The organism is Metabacillus rhizolycopersici (assembly GCF_020075705.1).
In genome coordinates this window covers 1-20,176 of the sequence record NZ_JAIQUM010000037.1, presented here as the reverse complement: position 1 = coordinate 20,176, position 20,176 = coordinate 1, and the positions used below count along the sequence as shown (strand labels likewise).

Here is a 20,176-nt window from a genome sequence, read left to right as displayed (position 1 = left end):
TTGTGCAAATTAGTAATGAGGATTATAAACAATTTAAACCCTTGTTGTTTTCAATAGGTTATCGGATGTTAGGTTCAGTTGCGGAAGCAGAAGATATTGTACAAGAAACTTTTTTAAAATCGTACCAAATTGATGACCAAAAGATAGATAATAAGAAAGCGTATCTCTGCAAAATCATGACTAACCGCTGTCTTGATGTATTAAAGTCAGCACGGTACAGACGAGAACATTACGTGGGACCATGGAATCCTGAGCCCTTATTACTAGAGAGTTCACCTGAATTTGATGATCCATCTGAAGTTGTTCTTCAAAAAGAAGGATTGAGTATTGCCTATTTACGGATGATGGAACATTTGGCACCAGATGAACGAGCAGTCCTCCTTTTAAGAGAAATATTTAATTTCTCCTATTTGGAGATTAGTAACATCATTGAAAAGACAGAAGAAAACTGCAGGAAAATTTTTAGCCGGGCTAAGCAAAAAATCTCAAGCATAGAGGGTGAAAGTTTAAACTATGAGAAGAATAAATCCATTATTGATCGCTTTATCCAAGCGTTTCAAATGCAAAATATGGATGCCTTATTAGAACTTATATCTGAAAAAGTCACTCTTTATTCTGATGGCGGAGGAAAAGTCAAGGCCGCTGTTCGTCCAATCGAATCCCGATCCAACGTTTTGGCCTTTTTATACGGGATTATCAAAAAGGCTGCTGAAGACTTTTATTTTGAAGTAAAAAAGGTCAATGGTCAGCCAGCAATTGTGATTTATATGAATGGCAAGATTCAAAGTATCATTAGTTTTTATATAAGTAATGATACAATTAACGAAATGTATATAACCATGAATCCTGATAAGTTGCCCACTCATTAAGATAAATTGGATATATAAGTTAAGCATTTCTCAAATATTATAAAGCCCGATCTCTCAATATTCAAAACAAGACTGTCCCTAAACGTTAGTTAATTATAGCCTTTAGGGACAGCCTATTTATCTCTATCAAATACAAAAAACCTCATTTACTTATGATACGGTTCAGCTTGATTAATTCTAAATACCTTCCTATTTCCCTCTTTAACCTCCATGTTGCTCTTTCAACATGGTCAACATTAATATTGGGGACACAAATAAACAAACTGTCCCCAATCACCTCCTGTGCAATCCGATATACCCCAAAAACAAGCCTGTTATATCAATATTTTCAAACTTTATCTGTTATAATCCGAAACAATGTGTGCTGGTGTAAGAGTTCGTAAAAGATGGTGGCGGTAAGAGAAACAGCATCCATAGTTGGTTTTATATGTCATATGGGTCAACAGGCTCTAACATATGTGGGTGATCATTCTTTTACAACGCTTGGAAATTACTAACCATGTTCTTCCAGAAGTTATCGCCATTGTTTAGTTCAAAGGTGATACGGATAAGAAGAAATTCTACACCATCATGCAACATAAAGGGCTCAAACCCCGGACTTCTCTGCTGCCAGAGATGGACATTGATTAGGATTAACCAATAAGGTGTTGAATTAATAGAAATTATCAATATGCAATAACAGCGGCTAATCGTGTGATTGCCGCTAGAACCGTCCCAGTGTTCCTTTTAAGTTCTAATTTAAAGATCAAGGAATAGGATAAAAAGGGTCCAGCCATTACAAAAAAGGAGTGAATTATTTATGTCTAAATACTTTGAGGGTGAAGTGTATCAGTTAGACCCAGAATAATTTTAACGAAAGGGTATTACACAAAAAGAACATCCTGAGAGAAATGGATGATCTCCAAGTATCAATGAAACCAACTCAAAAAAAGTAGTGCTTACTGAATGCAGAAAACGTGATGATAACCAAATAATAACAAGAGATTTGGACACTTTTTGTTGGATATATATGTAAAGGGAACCAGTTAAAATGGTTCCCTTTCAGAATGGAGTGATTAAAAGATGGCCAACCAACTTCAGCCAGGACAGGAACTCCTGGCAAACCAGCAGATTACCGCGAACAATGGGCGAGCATTTCTGATCATGCAGGGCGATGGAAACTTCGTACTTTACGAAGTACATAAGGGCAAAAACATCCCTGTTTGGGCGTCTAACACCGACGGTAGCGGTGCCGTGAAAGCAGTCATGCAGGATGATGGCAACCTTGTCGTCTACAAGGCTAATAGCCAAGCAGTCTGGGACTCTGGCACCGCTGGGAACGCCGGAGCATACCTCACCCTTCAGGACGATGGGAACGCGGTGATCTACACCAACCAAGGAAACGCTCTTTGGGACTCGGGAACATGGCGCCATAGTCGAAAGCTTGGTTTTGACCCAGCGGTTCACGGGTTTTTATTTAGAAACAAGTTCGTCAATTCTCTTGCTAACATTCCGGGATATGGGGAGGTGAAAACACTGGGACGGTGCGGTGGAATGGCTTTTGCCGCGCTCGACTACTTCCTCAAGGGCATTCCGGTTCCTAAATACACTGGGAACCTGTTCAACGCAGAGGTTCCCCCGGATGGACACTGGCTTGCGGATTACATATACAGTCGACTTATGGATAGCTTCCTTGTGTCTTCCTCCATCAAGTATGTTCATTGGACATTAGCGTCCGATCATGGAACGATCTTTGGAGGAAAGGGAGTCAGCCGCTGGACGAAGGAGGAAGAATTTCCGAAGCTGCGGGGCCTCATCGACTCCGGTAAGCCGGTTGTCCTCGGGATGATAGATGCAACCAACCTCGGGGAGATCGGATCGGAGAATCATCAGGTTCTAGCCTATGGGTATGAGTGGCACCCGAAGGCTGACATTATGAAAGTGTTCGTATACGATAACAACACGGTAGGAACGGAAATAATTTTGTCCTCCGAACCAGACAACCGCCACTTTGACGCAACGAACAAGTACAACGATCCTTGGCGGGGATTTTTCGTTGTCGACTATCAGCAGAAGACCCCACCCGTGTTCACGACCAAGCCGCCGGCAGCCAATGCTACGGTCCGATACGGTCAGACCATTAAGGTAAGTCATCTCATGACGGGGCTGACTCTCCATTCGCACGCACTGAACTACGGCCACAGCGGCAGTTCAGGTCAGCAGCAAGTAACCAGCTTCAAAGGATCTGATGACAATGACCTCTGGAGGATCAAGGGGCCCCATGGTACGCAAGCGAACCACAGGAACGGTGAAGTTGTCCAACATGGCGATGTGATCCGGCTCGAGCACGTGCTCACGCAACGCAACCTGCACAGCCACTCGGGACACCCTTCCCCTGTCACTCGTCAGCAGGAGGTGACCTGCTTTGGATCCGAAGGTCAGGGAGACGGCAACGATAACTGGCGGGTCGAGGTCGATAGTGGCGGTCAGTGGACCGCTCAACGACGAGTTCGACTTGTCCACCAGAGTACCAATCATACGCTCCACTCCCACCGCGGGCACAGCCATTCCCAATGGACGGCCGGCCAACAGGAGGTAACCGGCTTCGGTGGCCGTGATGACAATGATTGGTGGTGGCTCCTCGAAATCCGCTGAGAGTGGCCTGGATGGGAAAACTTGTGATGATTAAATAGATAGCCGCCTATAAATAAAATAGGCGGTTTTTCTAATATAACAATCAACAATTCATCAATTATTCAAACTAATACTATTCATATGATGCAACACTTTATGGCTTGGGCGGCGGAATCTGTACAACGGATGTCCGTAAAGCCCATAAAGTAGCCCATACCATGAGAGCTGGTAATGTATGGATTAACACATACAGTCTTTTAGATCCAGCATCTCCTTTTGGCGGATACAAACAAAGCGGGATTGGCAGAGAAAATGGTTCCGTATCGATCGATATGTACACTGAAATCAAAAGTGTATGGATAAATTTAGATTAAGAGAAATGAAGATAACAAGGACTGCTCCATCATTTATGCATGGAGCAATCCTTGTTATGGTATGGATTACTACTAGTTATTGATTATTAGGTTTTCCACGTTTGCCCCCCACTCTACTCCATTAAACACTGAAGGATAGGCATCTATCTTCAAAAAACCACCCCCTTATAACCAAAGGAATTAAGACTTTTTGATATCGCTGATTTGTCAGGGAATTGAACCCATTATTTTCATTATTAGTCTACTTTTAAGAAACCATTTTAGAAATCAAACGTATTTAAATAAGGTATTATATAAAGGGGGTGAAAAAATGGGAGCGTTATTTGAACTATTAAGCTCAATTGGAACACTTCTGCTTCCGTTTATAAAAGAAGTAACGGAGGAAGAAATAGATAAGAATGTAAAATTTTCAAAACAGTATCAATGGTTTCTAAAACATTGGGATGATGATAAATTTAAGAGATTAATAAACGAAGACGTAGATGTTCGTTATGTAATTGGAAAATTTAATAGAAAGGAAATGGAAAGGATTTCCTATCATCAAAAATACCAAATGAAAATTAATAAAATTTTACTAACAAAAACAAATTATCCTACTTAATTGTATATGTAGTGAAAGGCTATGCTTTAGTTGAATACAGTAGCAGTTCTTATCATCTCAACAAAAGCAAAAACTCGCCGTAGTACTGGCGAGTTTTCTTCATTATCGTTTTGTAGTTCGTTCTTCAACACTTGCCGCTGGTTACTTGATGTGAAAATCAAATAAAATCATACTTCAGTTGTCTTAAAATACATTTTCGTAAGTATATCACTTCTCGTTGTTCAATTTTCAAATGATAACTCTTCTTCCTTCAAAACAGCCTTAAGCTTGGGTAAAGAAGATGATCCTATCCCATGAAATTGCAAAATCTCTTTTTCACTAAATTTGGATAGCTGTTGTAAAGTAGTTATCTCATTGCTTTCTAATGCTCGTCTTGCTGGTGCTGAGAGTTGTGAAAGAAATCCTTTTTCGAATGATAACCCCTTTTCCTTCAAGACAGCCCTAAGTGTTGGTAAAGAGGCTGGTCCTATTCCATGGATTTTTAGAATTTCTTTTTCGCTAAATTTGGATAGCTGTTGCAACGTCGTTATTCCATTGTGTTCCAACGCTCCTCTTGCTGGTCCCGAGAGTTGTGAAAGAAATTCATTATCAGGTTTACGTTCTTGCCCACAAGTCGGACAGGTCGGACAGGTCGGACAGTAGCTACTTTTATAATATTTGTGTCCTTTGCTGCAAATCCTTAAATTCTTTTCTGAAGTTGCCATTTCTACAAAGCTCCTTTTCTTGAGGTTTCCCCCATATTTCGCCATTTTCAACTTTTGAATTTTAAAAAGCCACCTAGGTAGATGTACTCATGTTAATACCACCTATGACTGTTTGTTATTGTCTGATTGTCGATCATTTTTAATATACAATTTACTTTCATGTAAAGACATGTTTTTATTTTATTATAGAATAGTTGATAGATAATAACCCTACAAAAGTAACAGCCTTGCTTTTTATTTGTAATTTTGTTTAGTATTCAATTCCATTTACTCTCCCCCTGCACATTAAAAAATCTCCCATTTATTAAACATAGAAAATGGCGCAATCCATTTGCAGAATTGTGCCCTTTCCCTTTTTATCGATTCTTTTATTCTCTAAACAAACTATAATTACTGATATCAGCTTAGGTAGATTCATTTCTTAACAATCTACTACCTATTTTCTCAATTCATCCTTATACATTCTAAAATTATCTTTCCACACATTTAACTCTGTGATGAAATCTTCTAATCGCTCTTCTGATAACATCCGCTGTTTTTCTGTTTCTTTTGGATTAGGTCCTCCAACTACGGAACGAACAAAAATAAAATGATACGGGTCAATTGCCTTTTTGTAATGTTCCTCCGTTAAAGGTAATTCAATATTAAATCTTTTTTTCGAAATTTCCTTTATTAACTCCGCATTTCCATCATTCAAGTTTCTCCCGGCATCATCTAACATTTTCACAAAGGTTTGAACAATCTGGTGTGATTGACGAAATGAAAGCTTATATTCTCTGACAAGAATGTCTGCTAATTCAGTGACAGTAGAGAAGCCCTCTTGACAACGTTTTAATAATTTATCTTTATTGATCGTCGTTTTACTGAGAATTTCCATTAATAACTCGACAATTCGAACAGAATGGGAAAAACCTTGTTCGATTATTGGTTGAATATCATCACCAATATCCACAATGTCACCAAAAGGCACATGATGAGTCATCATAAATGCAGATTGCAACTCGCCTAGTGTTCTACTAATCATTGAGCGGGTATGTTCTAGTGATGAAGGATTTCGTTTTTGTGGCATAATACTTGAGGTTTGAACCAAGCTTTCATCCAATCTTATCGCGTCAACCTCATTTGTTGCGAAAAACATTAGGTCATAGACGATACGAGACAACGTACTTAAGCTGATGGATAATGTGCTGACAAGTTCAAGCATATAATCTGCAGCACTAATCGAATCGTAGGAATTAGCTAGAGGCTTATCAAAGGCTAGTTTTTCAGAGATATAATGGCGGTCAATCGCAAAGCCTGTCGTCCCTAAAGCAGCAGCTCCCATTGGAGATTGGTTGATTCGATTAAGTAAACTAAATCCCCGGTCGAGATCTCTTTCTAAATGCTGGTCAAATGCTAGAATGTAATGAGCAAAAGTTGTCGGTTGGGCTTGCTGGTTATGTGTATATGCCGGCATCACTGTCAGCTCATGCTCCTTCGCAAGCTGCAGCAGTTGTTTTTTCAAGTCTGTCATCAGACTCATCCAATGTACAAGCTTTTCGCGCCATAACATTCGGTACATCGTTGCATCCATATCGTTCCGACTAAATGCTATATGCATATTACCAACTAATTCATCACCAATTTCCTTTTTCAATTCCTCTTCTATCATAAAAAATAAATCTTCATATGCCGGGTTATACTTTTTTAAGAACCCTTTCACTAATAGCTGTTGATTGGCTTGGATGATTTTTTTCGCATCTTGATCCTGTAAAATGTTTGTATGTGCCAGCATAGCGGCATGAGCAATATTTATTTCTAACATAAATGTTTGGAAATGCTTTTTAGTAAAATTGTAGCCAGGCTCAAGAACATGATCAATATAAATACGAGATCGATTGGATGACATATTTCTTGTTCACTCCAGTCTCAATGTTTCTGATGTATTTATATTCTTTTACTCCTTTACTTGAGCCTGTAAACCGGTTGCTCCTGAAAAAGAAGTATTCCAAGTTGAAGGTTCAGCACGAATTTCTCTTGACCTTTATTATGAAGTTTTAGAAAAGATCATTGTTAAAAGAGTACACTGATTCCAGTGTGCTCTAGTGTCATATGTAATTCTTAGATTGTCGGGGCTTCCATTCCCATTTGGCTCCATTCTTCCCTTGATGGTCCATACACACCTGGCACCTGCAATCCAGCTTGGCGCATGAGAACCGTCAATTGACCGCGATGATGAATGATATGCTTGATGAGCAGTGAAAGTGTTGCAGCTTTTGGCATTTCCATTCCAAACACATTTTTCATTTCACTTAAGGATTGATCTGTCCACTGCTGTTTTACAGCGTCACTCGTGTCAGCACTTACGCTTCGAAAGCTCTCAGCGATTTCCCTAGCTGAAGACGGAATAGTGGTTGCGTCTTTCGTCTCTTTAACCGTAATGCCAAACTCCATAAGCATTCCAGGTGTACTCGAAACAATATGCCATGCAATTGCTCCTAAAGTGCGATCCTCAGATGAAACCTTTTGCCCAAGAGAAGCATCTGTCAAAGCATCTAAAATCTTTTGCGTTGACGAAGCCTCTTGATTCCATTCTTCAATGAATTCAGTTATAGAAGTGTACATTTTTTCCCCTCCGATTTTGAATGGTTTTTGAATATCTATTCTCGCTGCATAGTATAGCATTTTCAACCCAAATGACAAAGTTCCTTCTAAGAATCAGTTAATTTATAGCGACAGTCATATTGAAAACTAAGCGTATCCTAACATAAAATGAGGAATTTCACCTTCTAACAAATCCTAACACTGAAAAAAGACACTAATTCGTGTCTTTTTCAGGTGGTATGTGGTTAACATTTATTACCGTAGATCGTTGCGCCTACAATAATTAATAAGATAAACAGCACGACGATGAGCACGAAAGTATTACACTCATTAGATGGAGCGCAATATCCATAAGCAGGCTCAGCATAAGCAGGAGCAGCATAACTGTAAGGCATGACAGGCTGGTGAGGAACATTTACGCCAGCTACATGTGGAACATTTGGAACATTTGCTCCAGCTACATGCGGAGCGTTTTCGAAACCATACATCTAAACATCTTCCTTTCGATTATAAAAATCTAACACGCTACAGTATATACGTTTATTGAAATTTGGAGCCCGTCTAGTGTTAAATAATACTCGGACAAAAAAATTCGTGTATTTCAGGATGTGTTATTTTCTTTGAATGAATCAGGAATAAGATGTAGAGAAAGTTAGTCTAATAATTTTTACTAGAACAGTTTAATGTTTTAAATATTTAGTAGTTGCACCAGTGGTTGATTAAATATACTATTATTTTACAATGGGAGGGAAAACAAATAGCTAGAAATAAAAAAAGGAAGAAACGTAGACGACCATCTTTATCAGAAAAACAAAAGAGAAAAATTCAAAAAAATAAGAAAGTTGAAAAAAGGAAAGAATTTATTTATTCATCAATAGTTGCTAGTTTAATGATTCTAATGTTTGCATTAGATACGTTCGCCTACGATTTATTTACTTATTATGGTTGGAATATTAGGATCTTAGATGTAATTTACATCATTATCGATCTATTATTAATTTTGTTATTTTTCTTAATTGGAAGTTTTATGATATGGGTATTGTATTTTATAATTAAATCATTTAAAGAAAGTAAGCATTATCAAAACACACCAGTCAAGAGTTTTTTCTCTATAACTTTCTTGTTTTTAATTATATTAGGAGTTGGATGCCTCTTTTTCTTTTGGAGTTTTGTTTCATTCATATCTTATATTGACTATTTTTTCTAAAGACTTACTAGTTTTAGTAAGTTTATTTTATTACTCCAATGTATATGCGACAATTTTCCCTTCTAGATAATCACCATCCCACCCGCAAGGAAAAGCACCGAATTGATATATCTCAAACAATTTTTCAAAAAAAGAATTACTCTTTCCTTTCTTTCGATTTTGTACTGTTCCAATCCAATTTCTTTAATCCTCTTAAGTTCATTTTCGTGTGTTCATATAAATCGAGAAGTAAGAGTCGACATTTGGTATTTTAGTCATTGTAATAATCTTGTATTCCTGCTTACCATCATAAACTTTTGATTCAACTATGAGGTTTATTAACCATAAATCGGAAATCATTAAAAACCTTGAAAGGTAAATATAAATAATCAGAGTTATGGATAAGGCATGATGTTTTATTCCTGTTAAATGAATGGTATGGTGTATAATCGTTTATTTTTATGCATGGTTGAACAAGTTATAAATTGAATAGTTTAAAGTTATAGAGCATTCCCCTGTAATGAGGAATGCTTTTTATCTTATCTAAAACTAAAAGAATAATTCTATAACAATAATATTTTAATAAAAATCAATATTTATTTATTGTAAAACGATAAATTTTGTGTTAAATTCAAATTAACAATAAATAAGTGAGGTGCTTTTTATGAAACAAGGTTCAACACTCTTTTTAAAGATAGCTGTTTTTCTTATTGGAACTCCGGTTCTTGCTTTGTGTATATTTGGCTTGCCTTGGTTAGCTAATAATCCAGTAAATCCAGATTATGCCCATATACTATATCCTATTTTAATAGGTATGTATGTATCAGTGATACCGTTTTTCATTGCATTGTATCAGGCTTTTAAACTTTTAAGCTATATTGACAAGAACCAAGCTTTCTCTGAATTGTCTGTTAAAGCTCTAAAGAATATCAAATTCTGTGCAATGACAATCAGTGGTTTGTATGTGGTAATTATACCCTTTGTTTATCTCGTAGCAGAGCTAGACGATGCACCAGGTCTCATAATAATCGGAATGGTCCCTATCTTTGCTTCAATGGTAATCGCAGTATTCGCTGCTGTTCTTCAAAGACTTTTACAAGAAGCTATTGATATAAAATCGGAAAATGACTTAATAGTCTGAGGTGATAACAATGGCAATTATAATCAATATTGATGTGATGTTGGCTAAAAGGAAAATGAGCGTAACGGAACTTTCGGAGAAGGTTGGAATCACGATGGCGAATCTTTCTATATTGAAAAATGGAAAGGCAAAAGCGATTCGATTATCCACTTTAGAGGCAATTTGTAAGGCTTTAGAATGTCAGCCTGGAGATATTTTAGAATACAAACGTGACGAAGACATTCAAGTATAAAAAAGTAGAGATAGATTCCCCCACTGGTAAGGGGAAAAATACAGGAGAAGCAATGATAGATAAGAAAAGAAAAACGGTTTATGTTTTATTGACCGATACAGGTACATTATTCACGAAAATAATCAAATGGTTTACAAATGCTCCTTACAATCATGTTTCCATCGTTTTTGATGAAAAACTTGATGAAATCTATAGCTTTGGGCGAAAATATCCGAGAAATCCGCTGATTGCTGGTTTTATAAGAGAAGATGTCTATTTCGGGACCTACCGATATTTTTATAACACAAGATGTCTATTATCAAAGATTGATGTTTCATCAAAGGAGTATATTCGCATCAGAAATGTTATCCAAAGCTTTAATAATAATAAAGATATATATTCATATAATTTGCTAGGACTCGTTGGTGTGGCTGTCCGCCGTCCGATTAATCAAAGGAATAAATACTTTTGCTCCCAATTTGTTGCGGAGGTTTTTGAAAAAAGTGGCCTGAATTTAGGGGATCTTCCTTCTGCTCTTGTCACACCAAATGACTTTTTAATGCATCCCCGTTTCGAATTAGTTTATGAAGGAAGATTATATGATTATCCATTATTGGATCATGTTATGCTGTCCATGCCAATGGCTGGTTTTGAATATGCTTTTATGCCCCCCTTTGAGCTTATAAAAAAGAAACTACAACTATAATTAAATTTTATACAAAACTTTGCTGCTTTGAGTTTTTAAAGCTGATCTCTAATTTAGGGGTCTGCTTTTTTGATTATTCAAAGCAAATAATCATAACTTAAGAGTTGCGAAACAGATTCTTCTTCAACTAACGGGTTGCGTTGATTCAAGAAGGGATAACGCTCTTTTCTGTAGAAATTATTGTACTATCGTAAGCAGGTGTTAGTGGAACAAGCAGGTATTCTTGGATGGACATCGAAGTAAGTTAATATAATTATGAGATATTCATGTATCAGACAGGTAATGAGAAGATTTATTGATGATTTGGCTAGAAGGGCTTGTTTGATATTAATTGCTATTTCTTCAACCCCATACCTTATCACAGTATGGGGTTGTTGTTCTTAAATTTTTACTGCAGAAGCATAAAAGACTTCTAGCAAATTATTAATATAGTATATAATCAAATTAGATTACATAGGAGGGATAATATGGGAATGTTAGATGGTTTACTAGGAAATGCTTCTGAGGCGGATCTTGGCACAGTTTCAAAAGATCTAGAATTAATATTAGCGGATAACGAGAGAGTAGAGAAGGCATTTAAGCTTATCCGTGACCTTATCGTGTTTACTGATAAGAGATTACTTCTTATTGATAAACAAGGCATGACAGGTAAAAAAGTTGAATATCATTCTATCCCTTATCGTAGTGTGACTCACTTTAGTGTAGAGACAGCTGGTACGTTCGATTTAGATGCAGAGCTTAAGATTTGGATTTCTAGCACAGCTGCCCCAGTAGCGAAAACATTTAAGAAGGATAAGAATATTTACGACGTTCAAAAAGCGTTAGCTTCATACGTATTAAAATAAGACAAATCGCTCTCCTTCTAGGGAGGGCGATTTTCTTAGTGATACGACACTATTTTCTTGTGTTACAGGTCTAGTTTATACAATGCTAGCCCCTTTGTTTTACTTTTAGTTTTCGTTGGTAGTAATCACTGAACACTGGGTTCCTTTGCAGTTTACTTTCTTTCGCTACTTGCACTTGTTTCACAGCTAGATTGTAAAATAAAGCATGTAGAGCATGATTTCCTTTTTTGCTTTATTGTTCCTTGCCTTTCCTACCAAAATTATTCTCTATAATATGATGTACATCATAAGGTTGCCCGATGTCTCTTACGACTCTACCATTCTTATCATAAACTTCCTCAGTATATCGTGACCAATTTTGTCCTGTTTTTACTTTCCATTCACTTATCAGTTTGTCTTTTACATTGTTAAACTTATTAACACTTAAAAAGAATCGGTTTTAGCACCGATCCTTTTACATTATTATTTATTTCTCAAATCAAAACGAGCTATTTCTTTATCTTCTAACAATACAATCAAGGTGGCATCTAAAGCATCATCATTAAGTTTCTCTAATTGTTCTTTTGAAGGTACAAGAAACGGGACTTGGGGATTTTCTTCGCTCACACCTAAATTGAAGTGTAAAGTATACTTCCCCTCCTGGTCAGGTTCAAGAATTGATGCAAAAGTATATCCGTAACCTAATCCACTTTCACCATATTCGGATAGATTAAAAATATTAAAACCGATTATTTCTTTGGATGACACAACTAAATTATCATTAGGTTCAATTTTTATTTCCAAACCCTTATCACCTGTGTCTCCGATTTTTTTATTCCCAGTATTCTTAATTGTAAACTCATAATATAGTGCGGTTGGTACAAGCTCCTGCCCCTTTTTATCTCCTTCGGTTATACCTATTGCACCAAGTTTATCTTTATCGTTAATGATATCAACACTTGTATTCACCAGTTCCACAGATGGTTTAGACGAACAAGCAGTTAAAAGCGTTAGTATTGAAATGAAACCAATAAGAACAACCAATCGTTTCAATTGCATCTCCCCCTTTTAATAGACTTTGTTTTTTATTTTGTCATAAAGTCCTCTTTCATCTTGAAAACCTTATCTATATAAACAAGCACTAAAAAAGACACTCTAAAAGTGAGTGTCCCACTGATTATCTCTTATTTTAACACTCTCTTTGATTGTTCGTTTAATACTTCAATTGAAGAAATATGAGAAGGATTAATAATAATTTTTTCATCCCTATCTAAGTAGATAAAGATATTTTTTAATACTCTCCCACCTGTAGGAAGTTCATTATAAAGTGACTCTAGAAAATCATTTACTGTATAGTCATCTTCTTTTATCACGTATTCTTTTCCACTATTCATGACTACTTTCATTTTCATTCTTGTCACTCCTCATTGAATATTTTTATATTATCAATATTCAACAAGTTATCGGAAAAGTCCTTTATTCCCCATAATAAAACAGCCTAAAGCTATCAAGACTTAAATGGTAACATATGAGCATTGTTTATCTTATTCTAATTTTATCTTTAACATAGATGAATCTTTTTAGATAATTGAACGTAGAAAATACTATCTAATCATTTTGTAGAAGTGAGGTGCCTCAAATGTCACAATCATTAACTGGTTTATTTCATCGTGGGATCGCGACATGCGTTTCTTACACAGGTAGATCAATTAGCTTATTTATTTGATTAAAGAAGAAGTACATATTCTTCAATTTTGGTAATCCAATCCTTTGACTATTAATCGCTGCAAACATTCTCCCTTTTATTTACGAATCATTCCAACTATTATTACTCAAATTAAGTTTCATTACATGAGAACATCCGCATAAATATAGAAATGTCATCATCCATTGGAAAATAACTTTGGGCTTAAAGCTGATATGAAAGTGAGGAAGAAAATGACCGTTTTAGAAGTTAAGAATTTACAAAAGTCTTTTGGGACCATTCGTGCCGTACAGGACATTAGCTTTTCAGTAAAAGCTGGTGAGGTCTTTACCATCATCGGACCAAACGGAGCAGGAAAGACGACAACACTTGAAATGATCGAAGGTTTGGTCACACCAGATCAAGGTGATATCCATTTTGGAGAGTTGAACTGGAATCAAGATGCAATCGCCATTAAAAAGATGATTGGCGTACAGCCACAATCAAGTGCAATGTTTGATCTCTTAACCCCTGAAGAAAATTTGAATCTTTTTGCGTCGTTTTACGAACAATCACGACCTACCGATGAAATTCTCAATTTAATCAACCTTACGGATCATCGAAGCAATCGAGTAAAGAAACTATCTGGTGGTCAACGTCAACGGCTTGCCATTGGCCTTGCCATGATTAGTGATCCCGACATCATTTTCCTCGATGAACCAACAACAGGACTTGATCCTCAAGCACGACGTAATATATGGGATATTATATTAGAGCTTAAGAATTTAGGGAAAACAACCATCTTGACTACTCATTATATGGAAGAAGCGGAAAAATTAAGTGATCGTGTTTGTATCGTAGATCAAGGACTAATTGTAACAGTTGATACACCGGCTGCACTGATTGAAAAGTTAACGAAAGAAAGAGAAATAAGATTAACCTTCCTTGATGGAATAGAAGCGGCCTTGGAGACAGAATTATTTTCAAAAAATCTCGCTTCCGTTGCCCGGGCGGAACGTGAAGGAACCTCACTAAAACTATGGACTCTTCATCCAGAGAATACACTCTATGACTTGTTCAAATTTACAAAAGAGAAGGAATTTCAAGTAGAACAAGTTTCGATCCGCGAAATGAGTCTAGAAGATGTCTTTATCTCCTTTACAGGAAAGGAGTGGAGAGATTAAGATGAACCAGTTTAAACAAATGTTTCTTGCACAATTAAAATTAACTCTTCGTGAAAAACAAGCATGGTTTTGGGGCATATTCTTCCCTGTTATTTTAATGGTCATCTTTATGGTGATTTTTAGTGGGGATTCAAGCGATGATTTCCAGACAAAAGTTGCTATTGTAGATGAAAATCCGAATAAAACATCTGAAATGATGTTAACACAACTTCAACAAATACCTGTGATTGAAATAGAATCAGATCAACCAGTCAGTGAAGAGAAAGCAAAAGAATGGATAAAAGAACAAGAAATTGATGCGGCCATCGTTTTGCCAGATTCAGAAGATGCTACATTAATTGGACTGATCGTCAATAAAGAAAACGAACAAAATGTGACAACACAAGTCGTCTCAGGAATTTTGGTTAATTTTGTTCAACAGGCTAATTTAGCTGCAGCCCAGGCTACCTCTACCTATGAATTACAATTTGAATCAATTTCAGCTGGAGATGCTGAATTAGACTATACCGATTTTCTTTTAACGGGAATGATTGCTTTATCGATTGCGCAAGGTGGATTGTTTGGTATGGTTGATCTCGTTGAAATGCGCAGAAAAGGTTTGATTAAAAGATTACGTATGACGCCAGCAAATATGGGGATATTTGGACTAAGTGATATGATCATGCGCTTGTTATTTAGCATCGTCCAAATTATTCTATTGTCATTAATCGGCGTGTTTATATTTGGTGCCAATCTCTACATCAATTTTCCTAGTCTAATTCTTGTCTTTTTAATCGGGTCTCTCTCCTTCACAGCTTTAGGTTATTTCATTTCTTCATTCAGCAATACGACAGAGGCCTATATGGGAGTAGCCAACATCGTTAGCTTTCTCATGATGTTTTTGAGCGGTGTATTTTTCCCGATCGAAACAATGCCCGAATGGCTACAACCCGTATCAAGTATTCTCCCTCTCACCTATTTTGCCGATGGTTTAAGGGAAAGTATGGTTTATGAAACAAGTATTCTTTCAAATTCAATTTTGTTTGGGTTCGGGAACATGGTCATTTGGGGTGTAATCTCCTTTATTATTGGAGCATGGTTGTATAAAAGGAAATCGATTGTTTCGACGAGATAATTTATATCTACTAAATTGCGTTAATTAAATAAATGACTACTTTCTAAAGTATAAAGCCTATATCTTAGATTACTTGTAATCTAAGATATAGGCTATTTTTAATAACTATTATAATTATTTTGCGTCTGTTCCCCAATGATGAAATTTTGGGAAGGAAAAAAAGTGACGGTTCTTTCGCTTCATTTTTAGATGTCAGAAAACCATCACTTTGTTCTCCGTAAAACTTTAGAAGGACTTGGTATAGATCCAATTACTATAGATAAGGGCTACTCTGTTTCCTTACTGAAATTCCAAGCCATTAGGATTTTTTATCAATTTTAGCCAAGATAACATTTGCTGATTCTACAGCGCCGCCAGCATTTCGGAAGTTTTCAGAAATTTTCTGTACATTTTTCTGGAATATTCGATCCGCAAGCACATCAGATACTGCTTTTGCCAGATATTTTTGCCTGTTTCCTTTTAGTTTTATACCTGCACCAAGTTCAGCAACCCGGTCAGCCACTACCCTTTCTTCGCTATGTAACGGAAATAAAACCATCGGAACTCCATAATACAGACTTTCATTCACACTATTCATACCGCAATGTGTAATAAATACATCTGCCTTCTGTAATATTGCAATCTGGTCTACGTAGTTTTTAACTGTAAAATTGTCTGGTATGCGGCCAAGAGAGGCAATCTCTGTTTTTTCACCAACCGACATCATAATATCATAACTACTGTCAGCAAATGCTTTGATGCAATTTTGGTAAAAATCCTTATATTGATTGAGTACAGTTCCTAATGAAATGTAGATGAATTTTCTACTTTTTCTTTCATCAAGTACCTGAGGAGACTGCCGAATCGAAGGGCCAACAAAGGCATATCTGTTGGAAAAAGTTTCGGCCATGGGCTGGAATTCTTTCGACGTATAAACAATGGTGTCCGTTTCATTATCATTTTGAATAATCGATATAAAACTATCCACTTCATAGCCATGGAATCGTAGCAACTGCATTTTTTTGTTAATTCGTCGCATTCCAGTTATCATTCCGAACATTTCTTTTATACTGCGTTTCATGAGTTTTGCCGTATACTGATTAAATGCGAAGGTTGTTGTAGAACAGATATACGGGATTCCTAATTTCTTTGCAAATAATTCCCCCCAAAAGCATAAAGAATCGGATACAATGCAATCCGGATGAAATTCTCTTAATTCAGTACACACCTTTTTATCTAATGCAATTGTCGTATCTACAATCATTTCAATCAATGCCGCAAAATCTTTTCCCACTTTGCTATTCAATTCTTGTTGTGATATTTGGGGTAAGAACTCATCACATGGAATAAATTTGGCTCCAACGCCTTCAATTTTTTCTTTAAAATCTATAAAGGAGTAGTACCATACTTCATGCCCTCTACTTACTAACTCGGATACTACCGGAAGTGTCGGATTTGTATGACCATGTGCGGGGATTGAAAAAAATACAATTTTACTCATTCTGACTCCTCTTCTGCCGATTCGGCCCTACGTATCATATCTGCAAACTCTAGGAAACTATCACTTTTTAAGACTGCAATTCCTTTTGTAACATCTTCCCCCAAAACAACAAGCTTATCACCGGCAGAAATCTGATACATTTCTCGTGCCTGTTTTGGAATTACAATCTGCCCCCGCTCGCCTACCTTCACAACACCAAAGAATTGTTTCCCCTTTGGACCAAGACTCTCTACCTCTTCTTCACTCATATTACCGGATAATTGATCCAATGTTACCTGAAAGATATCGGCTAATATTTTACATTTATGAATATCAGGAAACGCTTCCTCGTTTTCCCATTTTGCTACGGTCTGACGTGATACGTTTACCCTCTCAGCTAATATTTCCTGACTCATTTTATACTTTTTACGCAAAACACGAATATTCATACTAATCATATCTTCAGCTCCTTATATAATTAAATATATATAAGACTTCAGATAAAATCTATCAACAGTCCGCAACATTTTATGTTAAAAATTGTGGCAGAGTATCATACCATCTTCCATTAAATACGTATTTTCTTTTCCATTTCTTTGTGTAAAAAATGTGTAAAATGAAATGAAATCTTGCCTTTTTAGCCTTTTTCCTAAAAAAGAAATGACACCCACAAACATTGATCTTTCAACATTTGTGAGTGCCTTACCGCTTTTAAAATAATCTCGAATTGTTCTAAAGATACCGGTGGTCGGGGGCTAACCGATACTCCAGAGAAAAACATTTTTTAGACGTTCTCTTCAGCAAAACCCTTACTCAGATTCATATAAATTATTAAAGAACTCAGAAAAACTATCTGCAAGGATAAACATATTTCCCATTTCATCCCCTGGTTCTATATCATGAATCCAAAAATAAACCTTTCCTTGAAACTCTCCACTAACCCCCCATAAAACTTATTAACTATACTTTCTCCTTCATCATCAGAAATTTAGAGGCGAACGAAAGGATCAATTAGCAGGCCTTCTTTCTGGAGGAGAGCAGCAAATGCTTGCCATTGCTCGTGCAATGATGACAAGTCCAAAACTATTATTACTTGATGAGCCGTCGATAGGCTTATCACCAAAATTAGTTTATGAGGTCTATGAAAAAATCACCGAATTACATCACCAAGGTACAACGATTCTTTTAGTTGACCAAAATGCAGAAATGGCGATTGATTTTTGCGAACGCGGATATGTCCTCATGGCGGGACGTTTAGTTGGTGAAGGCACAAAAACAGAGTTGAAAGAAAGCGAGATTGTTCAAAAGTCATATCTTGGTTAAGGCAAAGAAGAACAACTAAAAAAGGAAGCTGTCCCAGTCTTATTAACTGATGGGATAGCTTCCTTTTCAATTCGAATTTCATTTTGGATGTCCCCTTTAACGATCGATTGTTGCTTCGAAATAAAGTTTGATCAAAAACACCTTACAAACCTGTTTTTTATGGTAAATAAGAAGAATCCATTTCAAAAAAAGATTGATCAAAATGGATTCTTCTTCAGCAGATTTAAGTTTGATTTTATAAAAAAGTTTGATCATTTTCTACCTATGTTGTTCAACAATCGCTCGCTTTAGTTGAATAAGAAATCGCATTTCTTTCATTTAATTTTTGTCAATTGGTTTATTACTTTTATTAACATAAATCTGACACCTTTTCTTTCATAAGAAAAGTCATTAAAAGTACCAATTAAATAAGTATCCATCTTAGGGTGATAAAACAAATAGGCTCCTGTGGCACCTGCATGTCCCCAGACATTAAATATTTTTGGCATGAGTAGTGGAACTGTTTTAAACTGCATAATGCCATAACCATACTCAATTCCTACACCATACTTCGCTTTATCGTTCATCATTTTCTCAAGCGTTTCCTTTTTTACTAATTGATAGGATACTAACGCTTTCATAAATTTCAACATATCTTCTCCAGTAGATACTACCCCACCGCCTGCATAGTCGAGACCTGCATATCCTTTGTGATTAGTTATGTTGTTTCCATTAACATAAAAGTCTGCTAAATGTTGAGTATCTTTGTCTAATGGATTAGAGTAGTGTAGCACAGATGAATTTATCATACCGAGGGGCTGATAAATATATTGTTTCATAGCTACATGAAAAGGTATTCCTGTTATTTTTTCTATGATTAATCCTAATAGATGATAGTTTGTATCGGTATATTTAAAGTCGTTGCCTGGAGGAAAATGAGGTTTTTGATGTATTTTTGCCCAAGTAATTGCTTCTTGTGGGCTTATGGTAAAGTTTGGATCATCCAGAAGTTTTTCTAGTAATGGACGGAAATTATCATACAAACCAGACGTTTGATTTAATAGATGTTTAATTTTAATGTCATTCGTATAATCTTTACCTTTATAAACATGAAGGTTTTTGACTAATTCTCGATCTAAATATTTGGTAATACCGTCTTCGAATGATAATTGATCGTTTTCATATAAAATACTAATCAAAACTGATGTGAATATTTTTCCTACGCTTGCCATATATGCTGGCTGTTTTGGATTCATTGACCCTTCTGCGATATTTAAATGGATACCTTTCCTTTCTGAATGAACAAGTAAAAATGCACTCTTTAACTTTTTGTCTTTTTGTACTTGTTTTATGAATGATTTTTCAATTGAACTGATTACTTTTTCACTTTGTTTTGTTTGCACAGACATCCCCCCATTATTTGATACTAATTTTATTTCATTAAACTGCCTGTTAGCACAAGAAGTGACTGTTCTTATTGAACAATCGCGCCCATTCGTATTATAAGGTCAGCCAGAAAATATTTCTGGTTGACCATTTTTTATATCGATATATGATAACGGTAGCCGGGGTAGAACGTTCGCGCCCTTGGGACTCGATCCCGTCCATTAAACAGTTCGCC

18 protein-coding genes and 3 pseudogenes are annotated in these 20,176 nt (G+C 36.3%); 11 read left to right on the top strand and 10 right to left on the bottom strand.

From position 1 onward, the window contains the following. The first annotated feature begins 2 nt into the window (after positions 1-2). The 4 genes and pseudogenes from K9V48_RS15835 to K9V48_RS15820 all read left to right on the top strand — a co-directional run bounded on the left by K9V48_RS15835 (position 3) and on the right by K9V48_RS15820 (position 4,457). Positions 3-869 (top strand): RNA polymerase sigma-70 factor, encoded by an 867-nt coding sequence (locus K9V48_RS15835; RefSeq protein ID WP_224140000.1) that lies wholly within the window; start codon positions 3-5, stop codon positions 867-869. A 1,062-nt stretch (positions 870-1,931) separates the two neighbouring features. Then, the gene (locus K9V48_RS15830) at positions 1,932-3,503 is read left to right on the top strand and encodes an MIR domain-containing protein (protein ID WP_224139999.1); all 1,572 of its coding nucleotides are present in this window, start codon (positions 1,932-1,934) and stop codon (positions 3,501-3,503) included. A 128-nt stretch (positions 3,504-3,631) separates the two neighbouring features. Beyond that, a pseudogene (locus K9V48_RS15825) lies at positions 3,632-3,856 on the top strand (aldehyde dehydrogenase family protein); the annotation flags it as partial. Between the two features lie 310 nt (positions 3,857-4,166). Beyond that, a complete protein-coding gene (locus K9V48_RS15820) occupies positions 4,167-4,457 on the top strand; it encodes a hypothetical protein (protein WP_224139997.1) in 291 nt (96 codons plus the stop codon). A gap of 221 nt (positions 4,458-4,678) precedes the next feature. Here K9V48_RS15820 and K9V48_RS15815 read toward each other — a convergent pair whose 3' ends face one another. The 4 genes from K9V48_RS15815 to K9V48_RS15800 all read right to left on the bottom strand — a co-directional run bounded on the left by K9V48_RS15815 (position 4,679) and on the right by K9V48_RS15800 (position 8,139). Further along, complete coding sequence (locus K9V48_RS15815; protein WP_224139996.1) at positions 4,679-5,161, bottom strand: DNA-directed RNA polymerase subunit alpha C-terminal domain-containing protein; 483 nt, start codon at positions 5,159-5,161, stop codon at positions 4,679-4,681. A gap of 436 nt (positions 5,162-5,597) precedes the next feature. Then, positions 5,598-7,049, bottom strand: a complete 1,452-nt coding sequence (gene argH / locus K9V48_RS15810; RefSeq protein WP_224139995.1) for an argininosuccinate lyase — start codon at positions 7,047-7,049, stop codon at positions 5,598-5,600. A gap of 212 nt (positions 7,050-7,261) precedes the next feature. Next, the gene (locus tag K9V48_RS15805; RefSeq protein ID WP_224139994.1) at positions 7,262-7,765 is read right to left on the bottom strand and encodes a DinB family protein; all 504 of its coding nucleotides are present in this window, start codon (positions 7,763-7,765) and stop codon (positions 7,262-7,264) included. 224 nt (positions 7,766-7,989) lie between these two features. Further along, entirely contained in the window at positions 7,990-8,139 is a 150-nt protein-coding gene (locus K9V48_RS15800; protein ID WP_224140027.1) for a YjcZ family sporulation protein, read from the bottom strand. Positions 8,140-9,594: 1,455 nt separating this feature from the next. On the opposite strand from K9V48_RS15800, the gene K9V48_RS15795 reads away from it, so the two are divergent. From K9V48_RS15795 to K9V48_RS15780, 4 genes are all read left to right on the top strand, one after another. Next, entirely contained in the window at positions 9,595-10,071 is a 477-nt protein-coding gene (locus K9V48_RS15795) for a DUF2975 domain-containing protein (protein ID WP_224139993.1), read from the top strand. A gap of 10 nt (positions 10,072-10,081) precedes the next feature. Then, positions 10,082-10,303: a helix-turn-helix domain-containing protein gene (locus K9V48_RS15790; protein ID WP_224139992.1), complete on the top strand. Its 222-nt coding sequence runs from the start codon at positions 10,082-10,084 to the stop codon at positions 10,301-10,303. A gap of 52 nt (positions 10,304-10,355) precedes the next feature. After that, complete coding sequence (locus K9V48_RS15785) at positions 10,356-10,988, top strand: C40 family peptidase (protein ID WP_224139991.1); 633 nt, start codon at positions 10,356-10,358, stop codon at positions 10,986-10,988. Between the two features lie 467 nt (positions 10,989-11,455). Beyond that, positions 11,456-11,833 (top strand): PH domain-containing protein, encoded by a 378-nt coding sequence (locus K9V48_RS15780; protein ID WP_224139990.1) that lies wholly within the window; start codon positions 11,456-11,458, stop codon positions 11,831-11,833. A gap of 103 nt (positions 11,834-11,936) precedes the next feature. On the opposite strand, the pseudogene K9V48_RS15775 reads toward K9V48_RS15780, so the two are convergent. The 3 genes and pseudogenes from K9V48_RS15775 to K9V48_RS15765 all read right to left on the bottom strand — a co-directional run. Continuing rightward, positions 11,937-12,065: pseudogene (locus tag K9V48_RS15775) on the bottom strand (IS110 family RNA-guided transposase); the annotation flags it as partial. A gap of 230 nt (positions 12,066-12,295) precedes the next feature. Continuing rightward, the gene (locus K9V48_RS15770) at positions 12,296-12,871 is read right to left on the bottom strand and encodes a hypothetical protein (protein WP_224139989.1); all 576 of its coding nucleotides are present in this window, start codon (positions 12,869-12,871) and stop codon (positions 12,296-12,298) included. Between the two features lie 125 nt (positions 12,872-12,996). Next, entirely contained in the window at positions 12,997-13,224 is a 228-nt protein-coding gene (locus K9V48_RS15765) for a hypothetical protein (protein WP_224139988.1), read from the bottom strand. 526 nt (positions 13,225-13,750) lie between these two features. Between K9V48_RS15765 and K9V48_RS15760 the strand changes: the two genes are divergently transcribed. Further along, positions 13,751-14,680 carry an ABC transporter ATP-binding protein gene (locus K9V48_RS15760; RefSeq protein WP_224139987.1) on the top strand — a complete coding sequence of 310 codons (930 nt, stop codon included), beginning with the start codon at positions 13,751-13,753 and terminating at the stop codon, positions 14,678-14,680. Between the two features lies 1 nt (position 14,681). Further along, positions 14,682-15,794 (top strand): ABC transporter permease, encoded by a 1,113-nt coding sequence (locus K9V48_RS15755; RefSeq protein WP_224139986.1) that lies wholly within the window; start codon positions 14,682-14,684, stop codon positions 15,792-15,794. Between the two features lie 298 nt (positions 15,795-16,092). Here K9V48_RS15755 and K9V48_RS15750 read toward each other — a convergent pair whose 3' ends face one another. Together K9V48_RS15750 and K9V48_RS15745 are read right to left on the bottom strand one after the other, a co-directional pair. Continuing rightward, complete coding sequence (locus K9V48_RS15750; RefSeq protein ID WP_224139985.1) at positions 16,093-17,274, bottom strand: macrolide family glycosyltransferase; 1,182 nt, start codon at positions 17,272-17,274, stop codon at positions 16,093-16,095. Continuing rightward, positions 17,271-17,711 carry a helix-turn-helix transcriptional regulator gene (locus K9V48_RS15745; RefSeq protein ID WP_224139984.1) on the bottom strand — a complete coding sequence of 147 codons (441 nt, stop codon included), beginning with the start codon at positions 17,709-17,711 and terminating at the stop codon, positions 17,271-17,273. The genes K9V48_RS15750 and K9V48_RS15745 overlap by 4 nt, the downstream gene beginning before the upstream one ends. Before the next feature lie 547 nt (positions 17,712-18,258). Between K9V48_RS15745 and K9V48_RS15740 the strand changes: the two are divergent. Continuing rightward, positions 18,259-18,576, top strand: a pseudogene (locus tag K9V48_RS15740) (ATP-binding cassette domain-containing protein); the annotation flags it as partial. Between the two features lie 314 nt (positions 18,577-18,890). On the opposite strand, the gene K9V48_RS15735 reads toward K9V48_RS15740, so the two are convergent. Then, positions 18,891-19,964 (bottom strand): serine hydrolase domain-containing protein, encoded by a 1,074-nt coding sequence (locus K9V48_RS15735; RefSeq protein ID WP_224139983.1) that lies wholly within the window; start codon positions 19,962-19,964, stop codon positions 18,891-18,893. Positions 19,965-20,176: the final 212 nt, after the last annotated feature.

Coding starts and splice junctions, on each gene's coding strand:
- K9V48_RS15830 (WP_224139999.1), top strand. CDS start 1,932: ATGGCCAACCAACTTCAGCCAGGACAGGAACTCCTGGCAAACCAGCAG.
- K9V48_RS15820 (WP_224139997.1), top strand. CDS start 4,167: ATGGGAGCGTTATTTGAACTATTAAGCTCAATTGGAACACTTCTGCTT.
- K9V48_RS15815 (WP_224139996.1), bottom strand. CDS start 5,161: ATGGCAACTTCAGAAAAGAATTTAAGGATTTGCAGCAAAGGACACAAA.
- argH (WP_224139995.1), bottom strand. CDS start 7,049: ATGTCATCCAATCGATCTCGTATTTATATTGATCATGTTCTTGAGCCT.
- K9V48_RS15805 (WP_224139994.1), bottom strand. CDS start 7,765: ATGTACACTTCTATAACTGAATTCATTGAAGAATGGAATCAAGAGGCT.
- K9V48_RS15800 (WP_224140027.1), bottom strand. CDS start 8,139: ATGCCTTACAGTTATGCTGCTCCTGCTTATGCTGAGCCTGCTTATGGA.
- K9V48_RS15795 (WP_224139993.1), top strand. CDS start 9,595: ATGAAACAAGGTTCAACACTCTTTTTAAAGATAGCTGTTTTTCTTATT.
- K9V48_RS15790 (WP_224139992.1), top strand. CDS start 10,082: ATGGCAATTATAATCAATATTGATGTGATGTTGGCTAAAAGGAAAATG.
- K9V48_RS15785 (WP_224139991.1), top strand. CDS start 10,356: ATGATAGATAAGAAAAGAAAAACGGTTTATGTTTTATTGACCGATACA.
- K9V48_RS15780 (WP_224139990.1), top strand. CDS start 11,456: ATGGGAATGTTAGATGGTTTACTAGGAAATGCTTCTGAGGCGGATCTT.
- K9V48_RS15770 (WP_224139989.1), bottom strand. CDS start 12,871: ATGCAATTGAAACGATTGGTTGTTCTTATTGGTTTCATTTCAATACTA.
- K9V48_RS15765 (WP_224139988.1), bottom strand. CDS start 13,224: ATGAAAATGAAAGTAGTCATGAATAGTGGAAAAGAATACGTGATAAAA.
- K9V48_RS15760 (WP_224139987.1), top strand. CDS start 13,751: ATGACCGTTTTAGAAGTTAAGAATTTACAAAAGTCTTTTGGGACCATT.
- K9V48_RS15755 (WP_224139986.1), top strand. CDS start 14,682: ATGAACCAGTTTAAACAAATGTTTCTTGCACAATTAAAATTAACTCTT.
- K9V48_RS15750 (WP_224139985.1), bottom strand. CDS start 17,274: ATGAGTAAAATTGTATTTTTTTCAATCCCCGCACATGGTCATACAAAT.
- K9V48_RS15745 (WP_224139984.1), bottom strand. CDS start 17,711: ATGATTAGTATGAATATTCGTGTTTTGCGTAAAAAGTATAAAATGAGT.
- K9V48_RS15735 (WP_224139983.1), bottom strand. CDS start 19,964: ATGTCTGTGCAAACAAAACAAAGTGAAAAAGTAATCAGTTCAATTGAA.